This is a genomic window from Nitrosococcus halophilus Nc 4, from assembly GCF_000024725.1.
Taxonomy (GTDB): Bacteria; Pseudomonadota; Gammaproteobacteria; order Nitrosococcales; family Nitrosococcaceae; genus Nitrosococcus; species Nitrosococcus halophilus.
In genome coordinates, this window is record NC_013960.1 from 3,414,682 (window position 1) to 3,441,381 (window position 26,700).

General features: G+C 38.1%; 24 protein-coding genes and 2 pseudogenes. 2 read left to right on the plus strand and 24 right to left on the minus strand.

What is annotated here, in order from left to right; translation table 11 throughout:
- Positions 1 to 681 precede the first annotated feature (681 nt).
- From NHAL_RS16085 to NHAL_RS16105, 5 genes are all read right to left on the minus strand, one after another.
- Positions 682 to 1,542: a glycosyltransferase family 2 protein gene (locus NHAL_RS16085; protein ID WP_013034205.1), complete on the minus strand. Its 861-nt coding sequence runs from the start codon at positions 1,540 to 1,542 to the stop codon at positions 682 to 684.
- 357 nt (positions 1,543 to 1,899) lie between these two features.
- Complete coding sequence (locus NHAL_RS16090) at positions 1,900 to 2,784, minus strand: glycosyltransferase family 2 protein (RefSeq protein ID WP_013034206.1); 885 nt, start codon at positions 2,782 to 2,784, stop codon at positions 1,900 to 1,902.
- 71 nt (positions 2,785 to 2,855) lie between these two features.
- Positions 2,856 to 3,587, minus strand: a complete 732-nt coding sequence (locus tag NHAL_RS16095; protein ID WP_162010832.1) for a WecB/TagA/CpsF family glycosyltransferase — start codon at positions 3,585 to 3,587, stop codon at positions 2,856 to 2,858.
- A gap of 53 nt (positions 3,588 to 3,640) precedes the next feature.
- Positions 3,641 to 4,549, minus strand: a complete 909-nt coding sequence (locus NHAL_RS16100) for a glycosyltransferase family 2 protein (RefSeq protein WP_013034208.1) — start codon at positions 4,547 to 4,549, stop codon at positions 3,641 to 3,643.
- A gap of 97 nt (positions 4,550 to 4,646) precedes the next feature.
- Positions 4,647 to 5,291 (minus strand): class I SAM-dependent methyltransferase, encoded by a 645-nt coding sequence (locus NHAL_RS16105; protein WP_013034209.1) that lies wholly within the window; start codon positions 5,289 to 5,291, stop codon positions 4,647 to 4,649.
- A gap of 240 nt (positions 5,292 to 5,531) precedes the next feature.
- Here NHAL_RS16105 and NHAL_RS16110 point away from each other — a divergent pair, with 240 nt between their 5' ends.
- On the plus strand, positions 5,532 to 6,527 hold the full coding sequence (locus NHAL_RS16110) for a sulfotransferase family protein (RefSeq protein ID WP_013034210.1): 996 nt from the start codon (positions 5,532 to 5,534) through the stop codon (positions 6,525 to 6,527).
- Positions 6,528 to 6,603: 76 nt separating this feature from the next.
- On the opposite strand, the gene NHAL_RS16115 is transcribed toward NHAL_RS16110, so the two are convergent.
- The 16 genes and pseudogenes from NHAL_RS16115 to NHAL_RS16190 all read right to left on the minus strand — a co-directional run bounded on the left by NHAL_RS16115 (position 6,604) and on the right by NHAL_RS16190 (position 23,064).
- Positions 6,604 to 7,419 carry a sulfotransferase domain-containing protein gene (locus tag NHAL_RS16115; protein WP_013034211.1) on the minus strand — a complete coding sequence of 272 codons (816 nt, stop codon included), beginning with the start codon at positions 7,417 to 7,419 and terminating at the stop codon, positions 6,604 to 6,606.
- Complete coding sequence (locus NHAL_RS16120) at positions 7,420 to 8,700, minus strand: O-antigen ligase family protein (RefSeq protein WP_013034212.1); 1,281 nt, start codon at positions 8,698 to 8,700, stop codon at positions 7,420 to 7,422.
- Positions 8,701 to 9,143: 443 nt separating this feature from the next.
- Positions 9,144 to 9,686, minus strand: a pseudogene (locus NHAL_RS16125) (IS630 family transposase); the annotation flags it as partial.
- Between the two features lies 1 nt (position 9,687).
- Positions 9,688 to 10,095 (minus strand): helix-turn-helix domain-containing protein, encoded by a 408-nt coding sequence (locus tag NHAL_RS16130; RefSeq protein ID WP_238985373.1) that lies wholly within the window; start codon positions 10,093 to 10,095, stop codon positions 9,688 to 9,690.
- 777 nt (positions 10,096 to 10,872) lie between these two features.
- The gene (locus tag NHAL_RS16140) at positions 10,873 to 12,468 is read right to left on the minus strand and encodes an oligosaccharide flippase family protein (protein WP_013034215.1); all 1,596 of its coding nucleotides are present in this window, start codon (positions 12,466 to 12,468) and stop codon (positions 10,873 to 10,875) included.
- The gene (locus NHAL_RS16145) at positions 12,465 to 13,370 is read right to left on the minus strand and encodes a sulfotransferase family protein (RefSeq protein ID WP_013034216.1); all 906 of its coding nucleotides are present in this window, start codon (positions 13,368 to 13,370) and stop codon (positions 12,465 to 12,467) included. The genes NHAL_RS16140 and NHAL_RS16145 overlap by 4 nt, the downstream gene beginning before the upstream one ends.
- A 621-nt stretch (positions 13,371 to 13,991) precedes the next feature.
- The gene (locus NHAL_RS22290; protein ID WP_275260991.1) at positions 13,992 to 14,120 is read right to left on the minus strand and encodes a hypothetical protein; all 129 of its coding nucleotides are present in this window, start codon (positions 14,118 to 14,120) and stop codon (positions 13,992 to 13,994) included.
- A gap of 153 nt (positions 14,121 to 14,273) precedes the next feature.
- The gene (locus NHAL_RS16150) at positions 14,274 to 15,212 is read right to left on the minus strand and encodes a glycosyltransferase (RefSeq protein ID WP_013034217.1); all 939 of its coding nucleotides are present in this window, start codon (positions 15,210 to 15,212) and stop codon (positions 14,274 to 14,276) included.
- Entirely contained in the window at positions 15,212 to 16,171 is a 960-nt protein-coding gene (locus tag NHAL_RS16155; protein WP_013034218.1) for a glycosyltransferase family 2 protein, read from the minus strand. Before NHAL_RS16155 ends, NHAL_RS16150 begins: the two co-directional genes overlap by 1 nt.
- Positions 16,172 to 16,271: 100 nt before the next feature.
- Complete coding sequence (locus NHAL_RS16160; RefSeq protein WP_013034219.1) at positions 16,272 to 17,705, minus strand: glycosyltransferase family 39 protein; 1,434 nt, start codon at positions 17,703 to 17,705, stop codon at positions 16,272 to 16,274.
- A 91-nt stretch (positions 17,706 to 17,796) separates the two neighbouring features.
- The gene (locus tag NHAL_RS16165) at positions 17,797 to 18,372 is read right to left on the minus strand and encodes a glycosyltransferase family 4 protein (RefSeq protein ID WP_041355101.1); all 576 of its coding nucleotides are present in this window, start codon (positions 18,370 to 18,372) and stop codon (positions 17,797 to 17,799) included.
- Between the two features lie 146 nt (positions 18,373 to 18,518).
- Positions 18,519 to 19,013, minus strand: a complete 495-nt coding sequence (locus NHAL_RS16170) for a glycosyltransferase family protein (RefSeq protein WP_041355103.1) — start codon at positions 19,011 to 19,013, stop codon at positions 18,519 to 18,521.
- The gene (locus NHAL_RS16175) at positions 18,985 to 20,085 is read right to left on the minus strand and encodes a nucleotidyltransferase domain-containing protein (protein WP_013034220.1); all 1,101 of its coding nucleotides are present in this window, start codon (positions 20,083 to 20,085) and stop codon (positions 18,985 to 18,987) included. Before NHAL_RS16175 ends, NHAL_RS16170 begins: the two co-directional genes overlap by 29 nt.
- Before the next feature lie 54 nt (positions 20,086 to 20,139).
- On the minus strand, positions 20,140 to 20,334 hold the full coding sequence (locus tag NHAL_RS22550; RefSeq protein ID WP_041355108.1) for a PqqD family protein: 195 nt from the start codon (positions 20,332 to 20,334) through the stop codon (positions 20,140 to 20,142).
- Positions 20,335 to 20,547: 213 nt separating this feature from the next.
- A complete protein-coding gene (locus NHAL_RS16185; protein WP_013034221.1) occupies positions 20,548 to 21,354 on the minus strand; it encodes a CpsD/CapB family tyrosine-protein kinase in 807 nt (268 codons plus the stop codon).
- Between the two features lie 36 nt (positions 21,355 to 21,390).
- Positions 21,391 to 23,064 (minus strand): GumC family protein, encoded by a 1,674-nt coding sequence (locus tag NHAL_RS16190; protein WP_013034222.1) that lies wholly within the window; start codon positions 23,062 to 23,064, stop codon positions 21,391 to 21,393.
- Positions 23,065 to 23,154: 90 nt separating this feature from the next.
- Here NHAL_RS16190 and NHAL_RS22555 point away from each other — a divergent pair.
- Positions 23,155 to 23,280, plus strand: a pseudogene (locus NHAL_RS22555) (DUF4372 domain-containing protein); the annotation flags it as partial.
- Positions 23,281 to 23,303: 23 nt separating this feature from the next.
- On the opposite strand, the gene NHAL_RS16195 reads toward NHAL_RS22555, so the two are convergent.
- The 3 genes from NHAL_RS16195 to NHAL_RS20690 all read right to left on the minus strand — a co-directional run bounded on the left by NHAL_RS16195 (position 23,304) and on the right by NHAL_RS20690 (position 26,218).
- The gene (locus tag NHAL_RS16195; protein ID WP_013034223.1) at positions 23,304 to 24,521 is read right to left on the minus strand and encodes a porin family protein; all 1,218 of its coding nucleotides are present in this window, start codon (positions 24,519 to 24,521) and stop codon (positions 23,304 to 23,306) included.
- Positions 24,522 to 24,553: 32 nt separating this feature from the next.
- Positions 24,554 to 25,042 carry a polysaccharide biosynthesis/export family protein gene (locus NHAL_RS16200; RefSeq protein ID WP_157862587.1) on the minus strand — a complete coding sequence of 163 codons (489 nt, stop codon included), beginning with the start codon at positions 25,040 to 25,042 and terminating at the stop codon, positions 24,554 to 24,556.
- Positions 25,043 to 25,500: 458 nt separating this feature from the next.
- Positions 25,501 to 26,218, minus strand: a protein-coding gene (locus NHAL_RS20690) for an IS1 family transposase (RefSeq protein WP_013034225.1) whose coding sequence is annotated in 2 segments (ribosomal slippage) — positions 25,501 to 25,945 and positions 25,944 to 26,218 — 720 coding nt in all. Because the reading frame shifts where the segments join, the coding sequence is not laid out codon by codon here.
- Positions 26,219 to 26,700 lie beyond the last annotated feature (482 nt).

Sequence of the window (26,700 nt, forward strand, 5' to 3'; positions counted from 1 at the left end):
CTTATTCAGAGAACCAAGAGTTTAAAAAACTTACAGATTATTAGTAATAGCTAACTATTCGCGTTGCAAGATTCAAAATCTTATGGAGCAGACTAACTTCGAAAGGAAAGGGGATCGCAACATTATCCCTGTAGGTAACCTCCAGCAGCAACACCGTGCGTTCTCTACTTGCGTATTATATAGGCATAATTATACTAAGATGGTAGACAAAACGTCCTGAGAAACAGTATCGTAACCCCTCGTGCTAGTAACTGCCGATGGGGCTCATATGCCTTTTACCCACTCCTGCTTCGTCAAGTTCCCCGTTATTAGCGTGAAACCAGGAGCTTTCATCTTTATATTAAAATAATTAATACTCACTCAAAGGCACATCACAGTTTCTTAGTCCCTGGATGGTAAGATACTTATATCGTTACAAAGGCGATATCCTGTGCCGAACCTAGGGTTACTCGGTGAGGGCATAGCGTACCCTGGAAAACGACCAGGGACAGAATATTATCACCACTACGTTGCGGTTATACGAACAGGCTTTAGGTGCACCTGTAACAGGTTATAGGCTTTACTCTGGCTTTATCCTCAATACCAATATCAACCCCACGCTTTTCGGGTAGACCACGATTTCCGGACGTGCGAGGGGGCCTTATTAGATTCCAGAGTTTTGTTCTTTTGTTCTTGTTTACTCTATCTATATTCTAGATGAACATAATTAAGGAAAGCAGTTAATTGACCCAGGTGGGCAAACGATTTCCGTACCTGCCGCCAAAACCAAAGCGGCGAGACAACCGCCATTACAGGCATTATCGGAATGTATATTAAATCGATGAATAGTTTGATTAATAGCATCCAAAATAAAATTAATTGTTTTTTCCAATTACTGTTCTTTCTATGAAGCCGAATAAAGGAATTACCTCCCCGAAAGGACCTGGCTAATACCCATCGAATAGTCATTCGGTGTGGAGGAACTATTTCTGTTACCATAGCATCTGGCGCCCATACAAAGTTGAATTTAGCTTCCCGAGCACGATAGAAAAAATCAGAATCTTCTCCACCAGATATTCCAAAGGACGGGTCAAATTGCAATTCCTGAAAAACTCTAGTTCGGATCAGACAGTTGCCTGAACCTTTATGCCGATCATACTGGCGGCGGCTGAAAAAAACTCTAAAGAAAGGTGTTTCCGGAACATTCCGACAGACTGGCCCATGGACAATATCCATGCCCTGTATAGCTTTATAAAGGTTGAATAGCCAATCAGGTATTGGTACCTGGTCATCATCAATAATTGCAATGAAATCACCACCCAACGCTATCGCTTCAGTAGCAGCCCGGTTCCGGGCTAATGCAATATTCTGTTCGGGTACAACAAAGTAATAGTTAGTATACTTTTTGGCAATTTCTTGTGCAGAAGCCTTGGCATCATTGTCCACTACAATTACTGATATTAGGAATCTTTTTCCAGTCACCTGATTTGCTATCGCATTCAGGAGATTCTCCAAGAGCTGAGGACGTTTGAACGTCGCGATACAAACAGCAATATGCTCCATATCTAACCCTCCAACACACAGCTTGCTAATTAACTAATACCAATTTAACCAAAGAATGCAATCTATTAAGGCTTCAAGTGGTTGTTTAGACTGAATCCATACAATGCAAAATCACATGAAATTGGTATAAAAAGGATATTTATAGCTCGACGGCTTAGAACTCAAATAGATCTACTGTCGGGTATAGATTAAGCAAATGCAGAATTTAGAATAATGCAATATAAATAAACCATTCCCTTTTTACCATCTAACCATACCCCTTGTATTTCCATATTTGGCAGAAGAATAATTCTCACGCTGCTGAGTTGTTACCTATAAAAATAACCTTTGAACCTAGCATGACTCCCCTTCATTACTTTATTTTTTATAATCACGCATAATCTGGATCACCTGATCATGTTTCTGCCGTTGAGGATAAGATAAATACAATTTTTTAAACTGAATTAATTTAATAAGAGCCCAGCGAAATGATTTTACTTTCCAGGAAGGATAATATTTGTAAAAAAAGGATAATTTGCTTTCCCAGAAATACCGGCTAGCTTGAATCGGCTCTTGCTCGCTTGACTTGCCTTTTAAATGAACGACTTCAGCAGGGGGGTAATACACCACTCGATAACCAGCCTTATGAGCGCGGAGACATAGATCCTCTTCTTCAGAATAAACAAAATACCGTTCATCAAAATAGCCAATCTTATCTAGAATACGTCGAGGCATCATGAATGCGGCACCTGCTAGCCAATCTACATCTTGAATCTGCTCTCTCTGAATAATATAATAATGATAGAAATAGAGGATCCAGCGGGAAAATGGTAAACATGACAGAATAACCAAAATCGGTTGCGAAAATGTTCTAATGGATGGATGATGCTCACGGGCGTAATTTTTATAGAGTCGCGGACCTACTACTGCAATACGGCTATCAGATTGGCAGAATGCAAATAGTTGTGCCAAAGCACCATTTAGCACGATAGTATCAGGATTTAGAAAGAATATATATTCCCCTTTCGCGACAGCTAAAGCCTGGTTGTTAGCTTTAGCAAAACCTTGGTTAGCAGTATTAGCAATAAGATAAATGTTTGGAAATTTGGAACGAATCATATCTATACTGCCATCAGCAGATTGGTTATCAATAACAATAATTTCGCAGTCAAGATCTTTGGTATTACGGATTACTGATTTAAGACATTCCTGAAGCAGATTCCGTGTATTATAATTTACAATTATGATTGATATGGATATCATAATATCCTTGCGTCCTTACTCTACCTTAGTTTCTTTCTGACTGTTTTTGTAAAGAATAAAAATAACATGAGTTATACTTTTCCCATTATACGCCGCCATATAACAAATACGATAAATCCGAATCCATCAATTAAATAACGTTTAACCATACGTTTAGGATCAACCAAAATTCTCCATATCCATTCGATCCACAGTTGTCGCATCCATAGGGGTGCGCGAGGAATCTGGCCAGAAAGATAATCTAACAACGCCCCTACACCCAAACACACACGGGGCTCTAACCATTCTCGGTTATGGCTAATCCATTTTTCTTGAAGAGGAACCCCCATAGCAACAAAGAGAATTTCTGCTCCAGAAGTATTTATCCTTTCTATTACATCTTTATCTGAATCAAAATATCCAGAGTATGAACCTGTAATTTTAATCCCCGGAATACGGCGACGCATATTCTCTGCCGCTTGATCTGCGATGCCATTCCGCCCCCCTAAAAAATAAATCTTATAGCCTTTCTTAGCTGCTATCTTCATAAGGACAGGACTCAGATCTGTGCCATTGCAATTATCCCGCATTCGGCTGCCAAAAATCCGGGTCGCTAACCTGAGACCAACACCGTCCGGTAAAAGTAAGCTAGCTTGATTGAGAATATCACGATATTCCTTATCTTTCCGTGACTTCCACAGGCAATCGGCATTTAAGAAAAAAATATTACTTTTTCCAGAAGATTCCATAAGAGCAAGGAATCTCTGAACAGCTGCATTTCCATCAATATTGTCATAAGAGACACCTAGAATTTTTGTTTTCAAAAAACAATCTTTTGGTTGCATATATTTAACGAATTAAAGCAGACTATACTTTCTTAACGATTTTGACTAACTCCCTTATTTCTGAACAGGGCAGAATAAAATCCTCCCATCCATATACTTCCACACAAATACAGCACAGGTATTAAGAAAAAAACACGTGCTTTATTTGGAAAGCCCATAAAATATAGATTTCGTAAGATAATTCGTGTAATTTTAAAAAAAGCAAGGCCTGGGAGCATAAAAAACAATGTAGCCTTCTTGAAATAATTTAAATGAGGAGCATATCGTATAAAATAAAGATTATTCCCGGTAATCCAAATTTTAAAAAACAATTTCTTTAAGGTCGTATTTTGAATTTGGTATGCAACTATATAGGGAATAAAATATAGCTTAATACCTTCGTGATTCAGGCGCTCGGTCATTTCTGTATCCTGCATCCGGGGAATATCTCGAAACCCTTTGTTCTGGCAAAAAACAGCTCGGTCTACTACCATTAATGCTGAACTAAGATTTTTACGCCTCCCTATACAACGGTGCTTCTGAGATTCATGATTAAAATAAGCATGCTCTAATAAAGGCATCCACTGCCCATTGGAGCAACCTGAAAGTTCCAGAGCTCCGCTGAACACCTGATATCCCATATTATAGTAATGGCTAATCTTCTCTAGAGCGTCATCCTTCAATAATACATCTGCATCAACAAAGACAAGAATCACCCCTTGGGCATGTGCTGCACCAATATTCCGACCAATGCCAGGGGTAAACTTATGCTGCTTTTTAATAAAGAAAACGGAGGCATACTGGCGACATAGATATTCCTCTTTATCCGTATCAGAGCAATCCACAACAATTATTTCATATGGGTGCCGTGTCTTTTGCTTAGTTACAGCTTCTATGCATAATTCTAGTGTTTCACTAGAATTATATGACGGAATAATTACAGATATAAGAGGTTTATTCATCAAATGGTTACTTCAAATTAACTAGGATTTTAAACTTTTTGTGTTCATGGAGAAGTGAGAAGAGTATTTACTAATTATCTTTACGAATATGTACGCTTTATTGGACAGCGCAGATTACTGTAAAAGTCATAGGTATTCCTAAAGTACGATTCTTTCTTATTTCATAACCAATAGCCTTAGAGCGACGGACTAATTTTTCTAGCCTACTATAGGAAAACAGGTAGAGATTTTCTTTTTTAATCCCACTTCTATGTTTTTCACACCATTTATAAAATACTCTATTGTTCCAATGTATAAATAGTACATCTGTATGAGATTCAATAGGAAAATACTTATTTGGTGTAGTAAAAAATACATTTCTTGCTACTCGCAACATTTCGTTTAAAAAATATAGTTGTGCCTTATCATCTCCAACATGTTCAATAACTGCATTACAAAATATCCAATCAAACTCATTATTTCCAAATGGAAATTTGCCACCCTCATATTGAATAAACTTCTTTTCTGGAAAGAGAGAATTCATATAACTTAGATCCTGAATTCCCAATCCAGTATAGTATTTTGAATCAAATCTGAAATTTTTTAAGAAATAATTTCGTGCTGGCAATCCCTTTGCTGTCTCTGATGAAACACCTACATCAAGTACAGTCATCCCTTCTTTAAAAAGGGAATAAAAATGGGATAGTTTCTGTTCCCTAGAAATTTGCATAATCTTAGATTTGAATTCTTTAATAAGGAACATAGTCTGGTACCTATTTATAACTTCTAATACTCCAATCCATAATTAGATATATTAATACTTTACCTAATTGGTTAGGCATGAGGATACGGTAGCTAGTCTATTCTTTTTCAGCTAGCAGGAACTTAGTCCTTCGTAATCCATAGATTGAATATTCTCATTTTTAAATTATATTTTAATTTATAATATTTACCTAATAGAAATATAAAGCAAACTTTTATTCAATATTCATAGGAAAATACTATGGTTAAAATAGACAAATATTACGTAGCTAATAAAAAAACTTCTCATACTCATTTACCAAATTTCTTTATTGTTGGGGCGGCTAAGGGAGGAACAACATCTCTACATCAATATCTTTCTAAACACCCTGAAGTTTATATGTCCCCAATAAAGGAAACTAACTTCTTTTCTCAAGCCGACATAAAAAAAGAGTTTTTCAACAAAGAATATAAACTTGATATAAACTTTGATCTGGAAAAGTACTTATCTAAGCAGGAAAGAGAAAACATTCATATAGCTAATATAGAAAAATGGGATGATTACATTAGGTTATTTAAAAATGTATCAAATGAAAAAGCAATAGGGGAATCAAGCAACTCTTATCTTTTCTGCCCTTCTGCAGCAAAGGCAATAAAAGAAAAAATTCCTAACCCAAAGATAATTATTATTCTTAGAAACCCTATTGATCGGGCATTTTCCCATTATCTAATGAATCGAAGGCTTGGAAAAACACTTAATGAAGATTTTATTAGAGAATTAGAATATGACTACTATAAAAAAACAAAGGGATGGGGAGTAAGCCGATTATACCTTGAACTAGGATTATATCACCAACAAGTAAAAAGATTTATTGATACATTCTCTAATAAACAAATAAAGATAATCATTTATGATGATTATAAAACAAATTCAAGAGAAACACTTAATCAACTTTGTTATTTTTTAAAAATAACAACTAATATAATCGATATTAATTTATCAAAAGAACACAACAAAGCAAGTTTGCCAAGATTTAAATATATTAATTATATCTTAACCCAAATGGGTATAATAAATTTTTTAAAGAAAAATCTTTCTCATAATATAAAAAACAATCTTCAGAAAGCATTATATTCAAATAAAAAATTGCCAAAGTTAAACCAATATGAAAAAGAATTTTTGACAGATTTTTATAAAAAAGATATAGAAAAACTTTCTAATTTATTAAACAAAGATCTTTCTTTTTGGCTTAAATAATTTTAACTAAGAGCAATAAACATTAATAGCAATTCAATTTATCGGAGTTACTAAAACGCCTAATTAAGTTATAAATTTATAGTGACCAGCTTGAAAAGCTAAGGCCGGAATATGCCCTTAATTTTTCAATATCTGGACTCAAGTGCTCTATAAGTATATTTCTATTTTCTGTAGAAATAACGGGTGGTTCAATTAATCCTTTTTTTTTAGGCAACAGGGGTAAAAGAAAGGTTAACACTTTTCTTGCTTTGGCATTCTTAATATACCTGCTTGCATACAAAACAATCGAAGGTCTTCGCAATTTTTCACTAGATTGATGAAAATGTTTTTCAAAAAAATGGCTATGAAAACATAAATCAGCACCAATAAACTCTAAAATAATGTTGATGACTTTATCCGTATTTTTCCTTAATTCTTCTGATTCAATCAGAAGAATATTTTCACTTGAAAAACGCTCAATAAAAACCTGAAGTTGATAAAAGTACTTGCTAGTTAATATATAATTATTATTAGGTTTAGTTATAGCCTCTATAAATGAACTACGTTCCCTCCGGTGAGAATAACTATGAATATAATGTGATACTATTCTTTCAATCGGATCACGCAGAAGATATATTAATTTAACCCTAGGCAGAACAGCATACATCCGCTCTGGAACTCCTGGAAAGAGATGTCGTTTTGTATAATTAGGAGAGGCTTCACCAAGTATTTTGGCTTTTTTATCAAATAAATTCTTATACCATTCAATTCCTTTTGCATAATCTTCATTTGTCCTAAAAAAGTCAGTTTCTTTAATAGAAGACATCCCTATATCTGGGTGTTTATCGAGGTAATGATATAAACTGCTCGTTCCTCCTTTCATAGTGCCAATAATAATAAAGGCTGGCAGCATCTACCTATCCTCCTTATTGCTAGCAACCGGTAGTTCCTTAGAATCATATTTTGTGCTCTGGACCTGTACTTCACCTTGTGTAGCATTAACCAAAGATGCCCAAATTATACACAACAATACGATTCCCCGTGTAATTGTAAGAGTACCAATAGTAACCATGATAAGTAAAACATAGGTAAAATAATACCAGGCAAAATTTATAATTTGAGGATCTCCTCCTAAGTTTTTAATCTTCCAAGCATATAAATAAAACCCTATAATTAATATAGTTATTAATACTATGCCAGGAAATCCAAAAAATTTAACCCAAGTCCAATAACCTAAATCTGTATTTAAAGCAACATCTAGCAGAGAACCTAGCGATGCCCACCCTGGTATATGACTTCCGCGTATTACAAGACCCCCACTACCTGTCCAAAAGTTTTCTAATACTATATCAAATGATGCTCTAATCTGTTGTAAACGCCCTTCCCAGGTACCTTCTTCTTGAGCTATATCTATATAAGCCGTATAAAATACATTAAGCAATAAATTCTGATCAGTTGTAAATTCAAGTAATATAATTAAAATTAGAGAAAACAAACCAAAACCAACCAAAACTTTAAAATGTCTTCTAGCTATAAGAATTAAAACAAGTGTTACAGTAACCCCTAAAATAAAAATACGACTTTGACGAAATAAAATACCACTAAATATTATCAAAAACATTAATAGCGAATGCGTAAATATTTTTTTTTCATCGAGATATTTTATAAATTCCCAAATAGCACCAAAAGGCAAAATTACCATAGCAGGGATATAGGCCCGAACAATTCCAGAACGAACACCATGTCCATCAGCCCAACGATGATAAAATAAAGTTGGGCCAAAATAATTAACTATAGAAATAAAGATTAATATTACTGATACTATAGATAAAATATTTAGAAATTTTTTAATCTTTCTAACATCATTAAGAGCAAATAAAGATAAAGGAAATAATAAATAATAAAATTGATCTCTGGCAGCAATAAGACCATCAAAAATTGATTGAGAATAATTGAAAGACGCAACTGAGACTTGTACTAACAAAAGGACCAAATAAAGAAAAATATACCAGGTAAAAAAATTAGATAAGCGACTAAAATCTTTTACCTTAAAAATATAAAATAAAATACCTAAACCGATCAGAGCAATACCTACATCTGATACATTGAATACGCCGGGAATATGTGTCCAAGGCACTAAATCAAAGAGATCATTTGCCATTGCAATAATTAATAATAAATAAGCATATCTCATTGTTTTTAACTAAGTTAGTGCCGTCACAAAATAATTTGTAATATTAAGATGAAAATAGAGTGGCAAAGGATAAGAGATTATTTGTCAATACAGTAATTCTAGATCTCGCGCACCGGTACTCCATAACACAATTTGCCCACCATCTATATGACTGGAAGAACACGCACTGCCGGTTCTGGCGCTGCACGATGCGAGCAACATGGGAGTGTTACTGGAACAGCTAGTCAATGATCCGGGCTTTGAGTAGCTGATGATCGATGCTAGCGACATCAAGCTGCATCTCCATGCGATAGGCACAAAAGGAGGAAAAGTCAAGGACATGAGTTGCTCAAAAGAGGATTCAACACGAAACTACATCTAGCCGTGGATGTATAGGTATGCCGATCCGAATTGTTGTTACACAAGGTACCGCACTCAGCTTAATATAGCTGTTCTCATTTAAGTTAGGGACAGAGTCCACAATGCTTAAAGTAGGCTTGACAGTTTTGGGGTGAAATCAGCGTGAGCGCTTCGCTGAGGGCCTCATAAAGCTGCTCTTTTGTCCGGGCCGCTTTTTTCTTTAGGACCTGTTTTAGCTTAGACCAGGCGTACTCAATGGGATTGAGTTCAGGGTGATAGGGCGGTAAAAAGACCACTTTGGCGCCGGTCTGCTCGATCTTCTCGATCGCCTCTTCATATCGGTGCGCAGCGGCATTGTCTAAAATGACTACTTTCCCTTCCTGGAGGTGAGACCAGAGGAAATGTTCGACATAATAGAGGAAAACCGGGCCATTGAGCGTGCCCTCAAAGCACATCGCGGGAAGCGCACCCGTCAGGGATAGGGCGCCGATGGTGCTGATGCGTTCGCCTTGGGTGGTCAATTTTTCCCCGTAGGCTCTTTGCCCTTGAGGCGCCCGTCCATAGGTGGGGGTCAGATTCAATACCGCCCCGGTTTCATCGAGCACAATGAAGTCTTCGGGGGAACACAGGCTTACTTTGATCCAATACTCAAGCCAGCGTTGTTGGACCCGGGGGGTGTGTTTTTGGGGATCGTAGAACGTTTTTTTTTCGCGTGATCCGGTGCTTTTTCAGCCCTCGGTCCATGGCCGAGGTGCTTATCGTTTCGCCAAAGCGCACTTCAAATCGCTGACACAATTCCTGGAGCGTTAAATCGGGTTCGCACTGCAACACCTCGGTCAAATACTGGGCCCTCGGCTCATCAATCTTTGCCGGATGTCCCACTCCTTCCCCGCGCTTGGGATGGACCGTCCCCGTCTCCCGAAGGCGCTTCAGAAAACCACTGACCGTGTTCTTCGACAGTTTAAATCGTGTCGCCAACTGACGAATCGAACCCTCTTTGTTCGCATAGGCTTCAATGACTTTTTGGCGTAGGTCCAATGAGTAAGGCGCAGGCATAACATTTAAACCCATCTAATCTGGTTGAAAAAATAGATAACTCTAATATTGTGCCTAATAAAAACGGGAATTGCTATAATGGGGATAACCGCAGAGCATTTGCTGGCAGATCGCAGATAGGATAGCGCCTCCTTGTCGAACAGACTAAAGACAAGCCATGGCGCTGGTCATTCTTCTGCGAAAAACCCGTAAGATACAACGAGTGTATAACTCAGATCCCTATCGGTGGGGATACTTCATTGAAAACGATTTTCTGCACATCAAGCAATGCCATGGTATTGCCACTCGCCATGGCAAAAATAGTGTTTCATTCCTCGCCGCCATCCAAATTTTCTGTTTTGCAATCTGGTCTAATATCATACATGATAACACTATCTATAAAGCCCTAAATTTGAAATTAAAAATAGTAGATTAATTAAAAAATTTCAATTGAGCCTATAGGCCACTTTGAATTTGCTTTAGCCTACCCACGGCTGAAGGACGCATGATGTTTTCCCGCCCGTTCATCTTTCTCTAACGATCCACGCTGACCTCTATTCTCCTGATTGAAAAATTAATTCTTTTAAATAAGCCTCTTGTCATCATGGCGTAATGCGCCTAACTCCTACTCCTGCTTAACTGCTTCCAGATGTTTGCGTAGCGAGTGCCTATTAAAACCGCCAATAACATAAAACTTCTAGGCATAATAGGACGGTAAACAAATACCATTTTAAAAAATAGTAAATGAAGTTAATGATAATCAAATTGCAAACTATTAGTATTCAATACTAGCATTAGTTAATCACTTCCAGATTTAAGAGATGCTTTCAAGATTGATGTATCTTTTTGACATGACCAAACACTTATGCGGTTTACGATATGAGTTTTTCCCCACAAACGATTTTCAACTGATCGAAGAATTTCCAAATCATTTGAACTCATACTTCTGGTTACTATTGGAGATAACAATGCTAAAAGCCCTATCAAGAAAAACAATAATAAATGTAAAAGTTCATTCATTATTACATAAGACAATTTTAAAATCATAACACACAATATGCTAGCAAAAATTGTGAAAATCACAGGTTTTACATACTCTGCCCTAAAAGGATGAATACCAAATAATTTATATAAGTAAAAAGAAACAAATATATTTGTAACTAAACGAGCAGCAGCAGTTCCCAATGCAGCTCCTAAAGCCCCATAGTATGGAACTAATACTAAGCAAAGGGTCATTATAGATATCGCACCTAAAATAGTTGCAATAAATACGATACGGGTATTTCCGTAACTAATTAGTGTCATACCATTAGGGCCAAGCAAGCTATGGATAGCAAACCCAATTGTTAATACCCTTAATACATTTGCTGTATCATGGTATTTCTCACCAAAAAGGTATCCTACAATGAATTCTGCATCAGTCAAGAAATATAACAATAATGGCAGGGTAACAATAAAAGCCCATTTAGTTGTAGCTATATACAATAATTCTAGGGTATTACGATCTCCAAGAGACTTTCCTTCAACTATCTTGGTAGCTATCGGAAGGTATAAGAAAACCAATGCCGCTAGAGGAATGGGAATTATACTGACTAAACGCAATGGCGCATTAAAAAATGCCACTTCTTCTGCAGAAGCCAAATACCCCAGAGTTAATGTCCCTCCCCATCCCATCAAGTTTGACATGAGGCTAGTACCTAACAGTGGCATAGAAAAAGATAAGAGTTGTAGGGAAAGTACTCCACTAACTACAAGACGAAATCGGCTGATAAAATTATAACTCATATATAGAAGATATAGGCTTAAAACAACCCATATGGATCCAACATAGGCCCATAAAATCCATTTAAATTCTAAGCTTAAAAAAATTATTGGCACCAGAAGTAGCATTCGGATTAAATTAGCGCCGATATCTGTAAATAAAACTTTTGCTTTTGGATTTTCTATTCCGCGAAATATAGCTGTAAAAACCTCTACTAAAACGGTGGCTGGAATCATTAAAGAAAATATTTCTAATACTTGCTTTAATCCCGGCTTTTGAAAGTAATCTGCTAAATATGGTGCACAAAAATATAAAAAGGTTGCACATGAAAGACTTATCCAAAGAGAAATAAAAAGAGATGTACCTGCCACTGCACCTACCAACTCGTTATTCTTTTTTCCATGATGCCTGGCAATAAATTGAGGTATACCCGTGCCAAGCCCAAGAATAGAAAAGAGTGCCAAAAGTGCTACTGATGTAAACCCAAGGGATACTAATCCATATTCTTCTGGTGATAAAAAACGGATAATAATAATACCAGTAGCAAGGTGTAATAATTTAGCAAGGAGAGTACCTATTGAAAACAGCACACCTCCTCGTACTACTCTTTTGAAACTATTCTCGGCGTTCATCCGTTTTCTTTTCCATCTTTTATTATATAGTTCCAGTGGCTTAAATCACGGTTTATAAACCTTGAAAGTCGGTTGTTCTCTTCTAAAAATAGCTCAGAAAGATGCTGATACATATAATCACTCAAACTCATTTTATGCTGATTTTTTTGATTAAATCCAAGTAGCTTTTTACGTAGTTTATGGCGTAATTTTTTTTTAGGAATCAATAACCGTATAATTTTTTTTTCAGGACCATTCCCTTTTATGCGACGCAACAAAGTCATACTACGTGGTGCTGTCGCTTTATGAAATTGTTTATTTATATTTTGAGGTAAAAAATCCTGAGAAACTTCCAAAAAATTAAAAATTATTTTTAAACAGTCTAAAGTATTCTCTCTGAGATCTTCAGTTAACAAAAATAGCATTTTTGATCTATCAACATACATAAGAAATTTTTCAACTTGTCGCAAATAGAATCCGCGATTTGTATAGCTATAATGTATGTTAGACATGATTCCTTGAGAAATACGACTTGGCTCTGCTGATATAGCCTCTTCAAACGTGAGCGGCTCCAGCCCACGCCTATAAGTCATTAAGTAGTGAGAAAATGCACGCTCAACAGGATTTCTAAATATAAAAATAAGCTTTAAACTACTAGGGTTAAAATGTTTTATTATGCGCTCCAGAGCTTGTTCAATATACATATACTCTGGATCGACTTCTCCTACAGCTAGCTCATGATCCCAACCAGAGAAGTATTCTGCTTCATAGTAATGAATTCCCCTATTATAAAATCTTTCATGCACAAAAAATTTACTCTCTTTTTGAAATGGCAAGTAAATTTCTGGGTGTGCACGAAGATAATGATGTAGGGATGTAGTGCCTGATTTTTGTGCTCCGACAACAAAGAAATTTGGTAGCATCTCTATTTCAATTCTCTAAAAATTATTTAAATATAATTTGATACAATCACAGCATGCATACAATTTTTTGTCCGAACGGCGATGGCCGAACGGGTTTATTCGCCTGCCGTTTGCGGTGCGGCCATGATAAGGCGCACCTGATAACGACCCGCCCTTTGTATCAATGTGCCAGCTGCCGCCACCAAGTCTCGGTGAGCGCCGGAACGATTTTTCATTCCACGAAGGTTCCCTTGAGGAAAGGGTTCTGGACCATTAACTGGGTGGCCTCGGACAAAGGGGGGATTTCGCTCTTGCGTTTGTCCAAGTGATTCACTATCTCCTGGCCCACGGCCTACCGAATGCTACGCAAGTTGCGTACCGCCATGGGGCATCGCGATAGCCTCTATCAGTTGGGTGAGTGGTTGGAAACTTGATGAGGCCCTGGTCGGGGCCAATGTTCAGGAAAGCGGGGCCGGGGGGCCGAAGGACCCCCCCCATTTTCGTGGCTTATGAAGACCGGGGCGAGCGAGCGGGCTTTCTGGCCATGGAGGCAGTGAACCAGGTAGACCACCCCCACGTGGCTGATTTGCCCAACGTCGACTGATGCCGCAGCACACTGTCTTTACCAATTCCTTGCCGGCCCTAGGCAGCTTGCAGGACTGCCAAATTCACTGCCCACGGGTCACCCCGCCCGAGCAGGTCAGCCATTGGCTGCCCTGGGTCCATGTGGCTATCGCCAACCTCAAGCGATTTATCCTCGGAGCTGCCCATAGGGTCTCCAAAGCTTATTTACAAAATAAATTTTGCTACCGCTTTAACCGCCGGTTTTGGGAACCCCAATTTCCCACCCGACTGCTCAATCTCTGTGTCGATCACGCCCCGATAACATTATCCTGTGCTGAAAATCCGCGAGAGGCGTTTTATTTAATTAATAATTTCATAGACCGTATATTCCTTGAGTTCTTTAGCATGGGTAAAAATTATTATTTCTCCAATAAGCCCAATTGCCATTACCTGTATACTAAAAACAATTAGTAGAGAAGAAAGAAGTAATGCTGGACGGTTGGCAAGACTCACTCCTAAAAAAAGGCGCTCTCCAACAATATAAAGGGTAGCAATTAATCCTATAAAAAATATCCCAAGCCCTAAAAGACCAAAAAATCGTAGAGGTTTTTTTGTAAATTTAATTAAGAAGAAAATGGTAAGGATATCTAGCAAAGTACGCAAATACGCGCTAGTGCTATAAATACGCCGGGAAATATCCCTATCTGACTGTGCTACATTTAACTCTACTACCTTAAAACCATATCTATCGGCTATAATAGGAAAAAAACGATGCAAATCCCCATATACATGAACTTCATTAATTACATCTCTCTTAAAAGCCCTGACATTACATCCCGCATCATGAATCTGCAAATCAGACACGCCCTTTAAAAGTAGGTTAAACAACTTAGAGCGAATGCGATTAAACCCAGAATCTTTCCGCGGCCACCTTCTTCCTACTACCATGTCATGGCTATCCAGCGCTTTTATTAAATAAGGTATCTCACTAGCCTGAACTTGTTGGTATGCAGGTAAAGTCAGGATTATATCTCCCGAGGAATTATCAAATCCGATATTTAAAGCAGTAGTTTCGCTAAAGGATTTAGCAAGCTTAATTATTTTAATTCTCTCGCCTTTTTTATTTAACTTTTTCAGATTTTCTAATACTTCATCAAAATGGCTATCTACTATATAAACAATCTCAAAGGCCATATTAGTAGCCTTTATATTTTGTTTGTAGTCGTAATAGATTTCTTCAATATTATCATATCTGTCTGTCACAGGAATTATTACCGATAACTCAATACGACTACTCACTATCTTTTCTCCATTTCACTATTTCGTGACATTTCGTTGTCGGCATTTAAATTAGCAAATATTTCTATTTTTAGGTTACCTGTTCTATATACCAACTCCGCAAGAACACCCCAAAACAAAAGCACAATAGCAAGACCACCATACAAAATAGTCAAGCCCCAGAAGACAATGCTCTCTTGACCAAATTGTAAGGTATGAAATATTCCTGAAATAAAAGAAAAAAAGCTAACCAATGCTGCAACTGCAGCTATTAAGGAAAATGGAACTAATGGGCGTGGAAAAAAAGAAATTATTGTTTTTATGGTAATTAAGTCAATTAATACTTTATATATTCGTGACAGTCCATATTTAGAAATCCCATATTGTCGTGCATGGTGATTTACTTTAATTTCAGCAACACTAACTCCAGCTAAAGAGGCTATGGCTGGTATAAACCGATGCATTTCTGAATAAAGAGGAATATTTTTTATTATATCCCCCCGATAAGCCTTAAGTGAACAACCGTTATCTTTAATCCGAACTCCTGTAATCTTTCCTATAAGCCAATTCGCAACCTTAGAAGGTATTTTTCTTGTTAACAATTTATCTTGCCTTTTGTAGCGCCAACCTACAACAATGTCATACCCTTCCTTGATCTTGCCTATAAAGTTGGGGATATCTGCAGGATCATTTTGTAAATCACCATCCATAGTAATCAATATTGTACCCTTGGCATGCTCAATCCCCGCAACCATGGCAGGTGTCTGACCATAATTTCGGCGGAATTTAATTACTCTCAAAAGCTGATTATTTTTTGCGAGTTCTTTTGCTAAAGAGTAAGTTTTATCACGACTACCATCGTCAATGAATAATATTTCATAATTTAAATTAAGAGGGTTTAGAGTGTTAACAAGTGCTTTATATAGAGGTATTACGCTATCCTCTTCGTTATAGAGGGGCACTATAACAGAAAGATCCATAAGTAGCTCTCCAACAAGAAAAGCTTTTATAAGAAAATAACCCTTATTTGGTCTCGATTCGTATATTCAAGAAGCATGCTAGTAGCTTAATTTTTAGCTCTCAGGGTATAGAAGAGATCTTTTTCGAGGAGTTCACCAGATATATTTCATATCCTCTAACTGCATAGTCAATTCTTTGTTCATATTTACGCCACACTAATAAGGCATTATGCATTAGCCAGGATTCCAGTTCTTTAGTATAGGGAGCACGAAAGGTTTCCAGAATAATCCACATGCGCTCTGCCTTCTCTGTATACAGTTGGAGCTCTTCTTTCCATGCCACTTTGCTAACGCGTGGACTGCCGGGCCTAGGTACCATATAGAATTTGCCTTCCGCATAATGTGTAAATTCCCAGGGAAAAGCCAAGACTATATCATTAGGGCGATAGGTTTTCTCCACAAATTCGACTGCCTCCCGGACATCTAAGCTTTTCCTACCTGTATAGTGAGAAATCGTTTCAGGGAGTAAAAGAATAATTAGCATAATGGCAAATGCATAAGATGCTACTCCGTAATTTGATAGAGCTTGCCTTGCTTGCTCACACAAGTAGGCAGCAAGTATTAACAGTAAAGGAAAAGAATAAAACATATAAACAGATCGAGAGTTCAAGAAATTTGCACAGACAAGCACAAAGATGATAGGTATACCAATGCCCATCATAAAAAACAGTCCTTTAAACATGTCCTTTCGTAATAGAAAAAACATACCAAAGAACGCACTAACAGCAATAGGTAACTGTATATGCCTCGTAATCTGCAGGATCATTTCTCCCGCTCCATCACCCCAGGTTGCACCACCTGCACGTTCCATACGGCTTACGGCAATCTGCCATAGAAATGACAACGAAATTAAGCCGGCTAGCGAACAAATTGCGATATGAGTGGCCGCAATTCGTCTTGAATAGCCGGCCTTTATCCCCTTTCTAGAAAACATAATAAGAAGAGAGAAGAGCGCACATGAGGCAGGCACCATAACCGAGGTCAGATGAAATGAAATAGCGGCTATATTAGCCAGTATTGCCCATACTAGATATCGCAGACTATCCGATCGTATCGCCTGATAGTAAAAATAATAAGAGAGAGAGCCAAATAAAAAAGCGCCTGTATAGAAACGGCTAAATTGTGAGTACCACAAATGCCAACTGCTAAAAATGATGAATAATGCCCCGAGCAGGGCCACATTACGGCCCAGTACATTCCGCCAGGTTAGATAGAAAATAGGAACACTCAATACGCCAAGCAACATAGCAGGTAAGCGGGCCGACCATTCGCTAACACCGAATAGATTAAAGCTACCTACCACCAAGGTATAATAGGCTGGATTGATTAATGAAGTATACCGCTCATTTGCCGCGTGCACCGTAGAATACTCATCATGAACAAGAGGCCACTCTGATAAGCCATAGCTTCTAGTAACCAACGCAAAAAATGTTAGGGCTAGGAGTACTATCCAATCAAAGTTCTTTATCCTAACATCTTCCAATGTATTCCACATGATGTATCCTCGATGCTGTATCTTATATAATAAAAAGAAAACGTAGCCAAAATAGGATGGAATAAAAATGGTAGTTATTTATAGAAAAGCATTAACTAGTCAAACGAAGCTCTTGGTAAATTTTATCTACATGCCTAATAAAACGACACCAGTTAAACGCATCAGCCGCATAAACACGTGCGGCTCTTCCTATCCGAATTGCGAGATTATCGTCCAGTAATACACGTGTAATGCCAGACGTGAACCCTTCTATAGTGGGATCAACTAATACAGCTCTTGTATCATCCAAAATTGTACGGTGAGCAGCAATATCACTAGCAACAATTGGCCTACCCGATGCCATGTATTCCATAATTTTTAAGGGGGTATTGCTTCCATAAAGCCTAGGAGAAACCAATACATCAGCAAGTGCTAATAAACAATTTACCTCTTCCCTTGGCAATCTGGGCATAATTCGGATCTGTGGACTTAGATCTTTTCTGGTGCACTGTCGAAAAGACCACTGTTCTTCTTCAGTTATGCCAATCAGGAAGAAAACAAGCTGAGGAAATTTTGATGTAATCCGCTGAGCGGCTTCAATAAGGTTATTGACACCTTGATACTTTGCAAATGATCCAATATACATAACCACGCGGTTGGCATCGGATAGCTGCAACTTGCGCCGCATTTCTTTTATATATTCTAGAGCCGGTGTTTGTAAGGATATTGGAAAAAACCATTCTGTGGTTCGTGCGCTAGGACATGATTTTTTTATATAAGTAGATAATCCAGCACTACATGCTATGTAATCTACATAAGAAAAAAGCTGTTTTTCTAAATATCTAAGTATTTTTTGACAAATCTTATTGCTAAAAAAAAAGAATGGGACAATTGCTCAGGCAATGAAGATGCCATATCGTAAACAACAAATACTTTTTTTCGCCTTGCAAGTAGAGCAACTGGAAAAGCCATTTCTTCCAGTACGTGAATGCACAAGTAATGATTATTGCGAAACTGTTTATAGAACAAAACAGTAAGCATTACATCAAGAAATATTTTTTTAAATGAGAAACCAATTGGTATAGATTTAAATCCAAATGGATTTGGAATTCTTAAAATTTTAACGGAAGGAAGTTCAATTTTTTCTCCGATTGGATATGTAATTAAATCTACTTTATAGCCTAACTGGCCGAGCGCAACTAAAATATGACGTACAGCTATCGGCGTTCCCCTTTCTTCATAGAATGGTTGGGGTGAAACGAGAAGTACTCGCTTATGTTGAGTTATATAAGTTGCATGATTAGTTTTTTGAATAGGGGGTTTTTTCATAAATTTTTTTACGTTCCCATTTCAGCCTTGTTAACAACATACCTGCTTGAGAAGCTTTCCCAAGAAAACTTTCTTGTAGAAAAAAATGCAGCTGCATTCTATAGAAAAAACCATTTTTTTTTCCATTTTTTATAGCTGCAACACGATATACTGTTTGTAATACACTTTTTTCTATCCAGCTCTGCTCGCGCAACTCTTTGAAAATAAGAGCTGGGAGTTTTATATTTAGAAAGGCTTTTGTAAGAGCAAGCCCAAAATAAAGTATCCGACTGAGCCTACATAAAGCAGCTTCATGTAAAATATAGGACCAGTTAAATTGCTGATGGGAAATACTAAGTAAGGCCGCAATATCGCATAGCTTGTTTAACGTCAAGCGATCTTCCCAAGCATCTTTGGAAACTTGAACACATAAAACCATGAGGTTATGCTCAGGACAAAAAGTAACAATCTCTTCATCGGCTATTCGCACTCGGTGAGCATGCTCCCATAGATAATCAAAAAAAAGTGAAACGGGAAAAGTCCAAGGTGATAAGCTATAATGTAGATCTAATTCTTTTTTATCCTCTTTAGAAAACGTAATTTCCCAACCATATCGACTCGTAATTCGGTAATCTTTAGCAGCAATAATGTCCACTGTTTTTTTAATATCGCGTTTATCTATAAGAAGATCAAGATCTCCAAATTCGCGAAGGGAAAGGTTACCGTAGACACTCATAGCCAATAGTGGCCCTTTATAGGAAATAACCCGTATATTTTGCTTTCTGAATTCTTTATGCAGAAGAAGCAAATCGTGAGTACATTGAAGATTATGGTAAGCAATTACCCTGCGCCGTTCTGCTAGAGCCTTCAAGATATTGATCGGAACTACAGACTGATATTGACTAGCTATAACTTCATGCACCAATGGTGTTAAGGCATGAACTTGAGCATAATACAATAGCTTATCCCAATTTAGGCTTGATAAAAAAATGTCAGGGAGCCGGTATGAGAGAGCTTCCTGAAATTTTATTTTTACGCACCAAAGGACAGCTTGTAGTTCAGGACAGAGATATTGCGAATGGATATCTAGCACCCTTAATTTAGGTATAGTAAAATGAGTAGTATTTTACTAATAAAATAGTGATTACTAGAAAACTTGCTCTACTTCTAGAAGGCCTTGATCCCATAAGCTTATGATCATCTGCATGACGTCCTCTTCCGGTTGCCCCAAACACCTTATAATTTCGGCAATACTCCGCTGACCATTACAAGCATTCCATATTTCCGTAGCTGTTGGATTAAGTAGAAAGCACCTTTCACTCCTAAGGCAGTACACTAGCATCTCATCTAATATTCTGCATTCTAAAGTGCGCTTATTTCTTTGTGGTATTCTCCAAACAAGCACTGTAATTAATCGTCCTAGTTTAAATCTTTAAGCTTAAAAGGATACAGGCAGACAATTGATGCAAGTAAGTATAAAGAAGTCTAAAATATATTATGCAGTACGGGGCTGCGTGCTTAGCTCAGAATAATTAAGATATGCCATCAACGTCACTTAATAATAACTGGGTCCATATCCCATTATTTTCTCCTTAGATTTATTAAGCACGGTTCCAAGTAGATTTGTATCTTTTAGCAATTCAGCTGAGCGGGCAAGCTCTTCATGAGTTACAGCCCCATCCTCAATAACCAGCAAAATTGAATCTAAAAGAGGAGAAAAAGCTATAACGTCATCAGTGGAAAGTAACGGTGGTAAGTCAAACACAACAATCCTCGAAGAATAGCGAGTTTTAGCTTCTTCTACTAAAGTTGCCATCTTTGGCGAACGTAAATACCCTGAGGAATTTTGGAGTGGCTTTCTCACTGGTAAAGTGACTAAGTTTCCAATTGCCACATGGATAAGGGTATCTTTGATTGGGGTATCACCTACCAAGTAATCGTTCAACCCCTTCTCTAGTGCATAACCAAAGTATTTATGAATAGCCGGCCGTTGTAGATCAGCATCGACAAGCAATACTGTGTGATTACCCTCCATCGCCAAGCTAATACTTAGATTAATCGCTGTACGCGTTTTCCCTTCTCCAGCTATAGAACTAGTCACACCAAAAGTGTTCCAACCATTTTTTTGCAGGCGCTGCAAAACTGCGGTACGCAACATCTTATAGCTATTAACTTGCTCGGTATCACACAGTCCGGAAATAATTCGACGCTCATGAAGATGCTGCTCTGAAACAGTTTCTGTTCGGATCTGATCGTAGTTAACTTCTATCCGCTTAATAGCAGTTACTTTTGCTTTATGCGCATCTATATTCCTTTCTTGTTGGGCTTGTTGAACAGCCTTGGTAATATAATCAAGAGACATAATGATTTTCCTCTTAATTGTCCTAATATTTTTTACCTACATATGGCGCACAAAATAGATAAAAGTGAACATCAGACCTATTCCAAGTAAAGCTATAAGCAAATAATAAATTCTAACCCTCCTCTGACGGCGGCGATCTTGGCTATTTTCGGTATAGGGAATGATTCCTAAAGGAGGTGAGGTAAAAATTGTTTTTACTCCTCTAATACCGCGCACTTTTTGATCTAGATACTCAGTAAGGGCAACAAGTCCAACTCCGCTAGAGAACGAAAGCACTATTCCCAAAAAAAGAATTGCCGGACGATTGGGGCTAGAAGGCTCTTCTGCAAGTTGAGGTGGTGCAATCAAAACAAAGTGCTCTCCTTTACCTTCTTCTTCCATTTGGGTAGCTATTTGTGCATTCAGTTGCTTATCCTTAATTTCTTGATATTTTTTTACTGCATTCTCATAATTCCTCTTCAACTCCAGTGCTTTTTGCTCAACTTGCGGCATTTGTTGAATACGACGCTCTAGTTCATTTAGTTTCTTTTGAACTCTTACACGTTTACTTTTTTCAGATGCTAGCTGGATATCCACTGCATCAAGTTGAGCCTTGATGGAAATATATGCAGGATTATCTGGTTTTATTTGGCTTGTTTGTTCTGCCCCTTCTGGTATTTCTCTTAAAGCATCTTCAAGTGTAGCTACTTCATTTTTTAACCTAATAACATCTGGGTGCTGCTCAGAATATCTAGTACGTGCTTTTGCCAGCTCGTCTCGGGTAAATACTAATTTTTCTATAAGTTTACTTTCTCCTTTCTCATTACCAATTTCATCTTTTAGTATTGCTATTTCTCGTTCTAGCCGAGCTATATCAGGGTGATTTGGGCTATACTTTGACGATGCATTAAATAACTCCATTTGTAATGTCTTTAAATGAGCCACAGGGCTCTCTCCACTATGTGGCTGTGTTTGTGACAACTGCGCAGCTAATGCAGTCCTCTGTTCTTTCAATTCTCGAATTGTTTTTTCTATCTCCTCGTACTGGTCCTCTACCCGTTCAAGTAGGCTCATGTTCAAACCCATCATTTCTGGTAATCGGGCTACATTTTTTTCCTTAAATCTTGCATATTCAGCTTCTAACTTTGAAATCAAACTACTTAATCTTTGGGCTTCCTCTTCGAAGAATTTAGCAGATGAGTTTGCTTGTTGAATACGAAACTTTTTGTTGAGGTTCAAATAGAGTTCAACTAATTCCTTACCAATTATTTGCGCGCTCTTAGGAGAGCCGCTACTAACAAAAATATCAAAAGCAATAGTAACTGTACGGGACCTTCCCGTTCTTGGATCGGTTACCTCTGCATATACAGGCTCAACCCGGGTATTATTTTTAATCCTCTTTACTACCTCTACTTCTTCATTGTAGCTACTATTTTTACTTAATAAATTGGCTTCCCGTGCTAATGCCTTTAACTGCTCAAAAGACATGATGTGCTGCTTGAGAGTAGCAATGCGCTCCGCTGCATAAGTTTGAACCGTAGACGATAAAAGTTCCTCCGGAATTTCCTGTTGTTCAACAAGTATTCTTGCTTTTGATTGATAAAGCGGCGGTAAGCCAAAAGCGATCCCTATGCTAATAAAAAAGACAACAGCACCTGGTATCAAAAATTGCATCTTGCGCCGGCGCAAGATCACAATAAGATCATTTAATTTGAAAGCGCTTTGATTCATGCTTGGTTTTTACAAAGGAGTGATAACGCAATACTTCTAGTAGCTGGTTCTAAGACATGGATTTAAGAGCATCGCAATTATCATCACGACGGCAGGAAGTTGCACAAGATGACATACTGGTTGCGGTTCGTCTTCGTGGCGCTCGATCAGCTGTCCAGTCGCGCCAGCCTACGCGATGTGGTCAGCAGCCTATCGGCTCAAGTAACCAGACTCTAGGATGTTCTATTAAAGTGAGTCTTTTATCTTTCTATCAACGGCGTATAGGTGATAGCAACAAATACGGCATTACTATTAGCAAATTCTGAAGGGCTTTCATTTTCTCTTCTGCGATAATGATATCCGACCTCCACAGCCCACCACCGCGTCCAATTCCAAAGCAACCGTGGCTCCACGTCAAAATAGCGTCTTTCACCCTGAGAAAAGTCATCTTCAACGGATTCCGTGCGGAAAGCATCAGCTCTCAGAACAAAGCTGAGTCGGGGCATGATTGTTTGTGTATATTGAATACGAATTCGGTCAGTTTGGTTTGACCGACCATTTCCGCTAGGGGTAACTGTTCGACTAATGCTCCCCCTCAAAAGGCCTAACTCTGTAGAATATCGTATAACGAGTTTACCCACAAATCCGCTTGAAATTTCCTCCTCATCATTACTACTAGCTGAGGTGATACGATAGCCAGCTCTCGCTTCACTCTGAAAAGTCTCCGAGAACAAATGGTTCCAACCCACTAAGGCTTCTAGGTTATCAGTTTCACTCTCATCTTCTGATGTTCTTCGCGTGGCATTTACATTCAAGCTCAGCGTGCTTATTGGTGTAAGCTCATAAAATCCTTTACCTGATAGAAGATGCTGCTGAGTATTAATAAGGTTAATCTCTTCACTTTCTGCGTATGATAGATCTGTAAAGCCATATCCTAATTGCACTGAAGTTCGTTCCGTCAATGCATACCGCCACGAAGGATTTATCTGGACTCGATTACGCCTTGTGCTAACATCTACAAGTCCAATATCAATATCCTCAATCGGCTCAAGGAAATCTTCATCTATTTCTATAAATACTCTTCTCAAGAGAGTATCGCGCACATAGCTACCATTTAATTGAAAAAAAGATCTTTCAGTAAAATGAAGATGTGAGCGCAATCTTATCCGTTCTGAGTCTCTATCAGGAACATCAACGCCATTATAAATCTCATAATTTAATTTAGCGCCAAGGTTAACTTCCCATCGCTCCTCGCGCCGACCAATGAGCAGCCCTGGACTGACAGTAGTAATGAAACCAGCATCTTTTTGTTCAAATGATAACCTAGGATTATCGTTAAACTCCTCATTTAGTGAAAAGATCGGATCCAACCTCCAGCCGAAATATGTCCACTCAATCCCATATACCACTTCAGGAAAAAATAGGATTAATAACCATAGCAGAACCACATTAGTGTCCACCTGCCAAAACAGTCTCATGAATACCTTTTGTTTTTATATATAGACCACCTTTATGGCACAACAACCACATCGCCACTTCTTAATATAATGTTCTGATCTAAGTCTTCGCCGTCTTCCACCTCTCCATACTTAAAAGGCAATGCTTTTTGCCGGCCATTTTCACGCCGTAATATTTTTATTCCATTTTTAGAAGCATAAGGATTTAACCCGCCAGCCAATGTCAATGCCTGCAGAACATCTATATACCGGCCAATGGTAAATTCACCCGGATTATTTACCTTACCTAGCACATAAATCTTGTAGCCCGATACCATCTTTACCGAAACAGTGGCTACCGGCTCGGGGATGTACTTCTTGAGACGTTCAGTAATTTCCCGTTGGACTTCCTCCGTAGTCCGCCCCGCAACTTGTATATTACCTATTAGGGGAAATGAAATTTTTCCATCAGGTCGTACTACGACTTCACGATCGAGTTCTTCTTCTTTCCAGACTGAGATATGGAGAACATCTTCTGGACCAATGAGGTATTTCTCGCTCATACTGTGACCGGGCCTAGCGGCAAACAGGCTACTCGAGAGGCTTAAGAAAATCATTAGGATAACTAAATTAGGAACTTGTACTTTTCTTAGTAAGGTCAATAGTAACTTAGCGATTGTCTGCATCCCCATAATTTTTATTTTTCTCTATATAAATCAGTGTTGTTTATTTAACCTATACCATAATCCTTCAAAGACTACTTTTAGCTAGCGGCCTAGGAGCCACCATACGGCACATGAGCAAGTAAACATATCATGAGAATTCAGATACATAAGCCAACTTCAATTACAGTTAATTATAGTTATATAAGGTAAGCCCCCGCACTATACGCATATAAGTAGAAATACCTATTCGAGCCGTTTTCAGAATATCTAATGCACGGTGTCTTATTTTGCTCCACTGATAGACCCAATCATAAGAAGCATTAAAATATTTGGTAGTCCTGCAATATGAGTGATGGTCAGGATTTGGTTGTTGGGCAAAGGGTCGCATTATAATGGTGGACAAAATACCAAATAGCGCCGACATGGTTTTCTAATTTCTTAGAGAAAGACAGCGCTTTTCTGACTAAACGAGAAACACGCTGTCTGAGCGTACAATTAAAGCGTTCAATGCGGCTTGTTTGCCCCGTTGCTTTCCCCACGGTCCGATGGCGTGGCCCTGGAAATATAGCCTCATACGCTTCCCAAAAATCGGTGTAACTTACGGCCCGCTGCCGATAGACGGCGGGTAAGGACTGCCATAATCCTTGTGCCCCTTTTTGACTCCGATCGCCGATATACACCCCCACAATTTCTTGGGTATCCCTATCGAACGCTAACCATACCCATTGTTTATTGCCCTTTTTGACGACAAATGACCAAAGCTCATCGCACTCAATAGTTAAACGGCCTCTGGACTTTTTTTATCTCCACTTGCCGTGGTGTGCGCGCATATTTATCGTTCACATAATACTGCAACCAGCGTTCTGAGACGCCCGTTACTCGGGCAATACCTGCCAGCGGAATTCTTTCTAGGAGCAATTTATCAATCAGCTCTTTCGTCTCTTGAGCAATGGAGCAATTCTTGGGGTCTTCCACGAATTGCCGACCGCAGGCTTTGCATAAAAATTTTGATGTCCCTACCCCATTACTACCATTTTTAACAATATGAGTACTACCGCATCGGGGACAGTCCATCGCTATCTCCTTTAAAAATCTATCCATTACATGGATATAGCCCATAATCACTCAATTTGCATCACTACCAAATATTTTTCAAATCAAATAGATATAGCTATTGCATACTCTAAATTATTTATATCTAAAACCTACGCTACCGCCATACCTTGTACTACAAGCACAAAGCATTAAACCTATCTTTAAAGATGTCTGTAAGCTTCAACTTACTACCATCTGTGCTGGGATATAGAAACCTTGCTAATCCCCACGCGCAAGAAAAATAGCTTTGCTTTGCAAAGGCAGAATTAATTCCTTTATCGAAATAACTAATAAGGTGCCTTCACAATTTAATAAACAAACATAAAGATAGACTCCTCTTTGTGTTTACCTAATTTATTATGGGTAACCTATTAATCGAATTAGAAAAATCACATCCCACATATGTAAAGAAATATGCTTACCCAAAATGTTTCATCTCGTATATTAGTAAATTTAGAAGG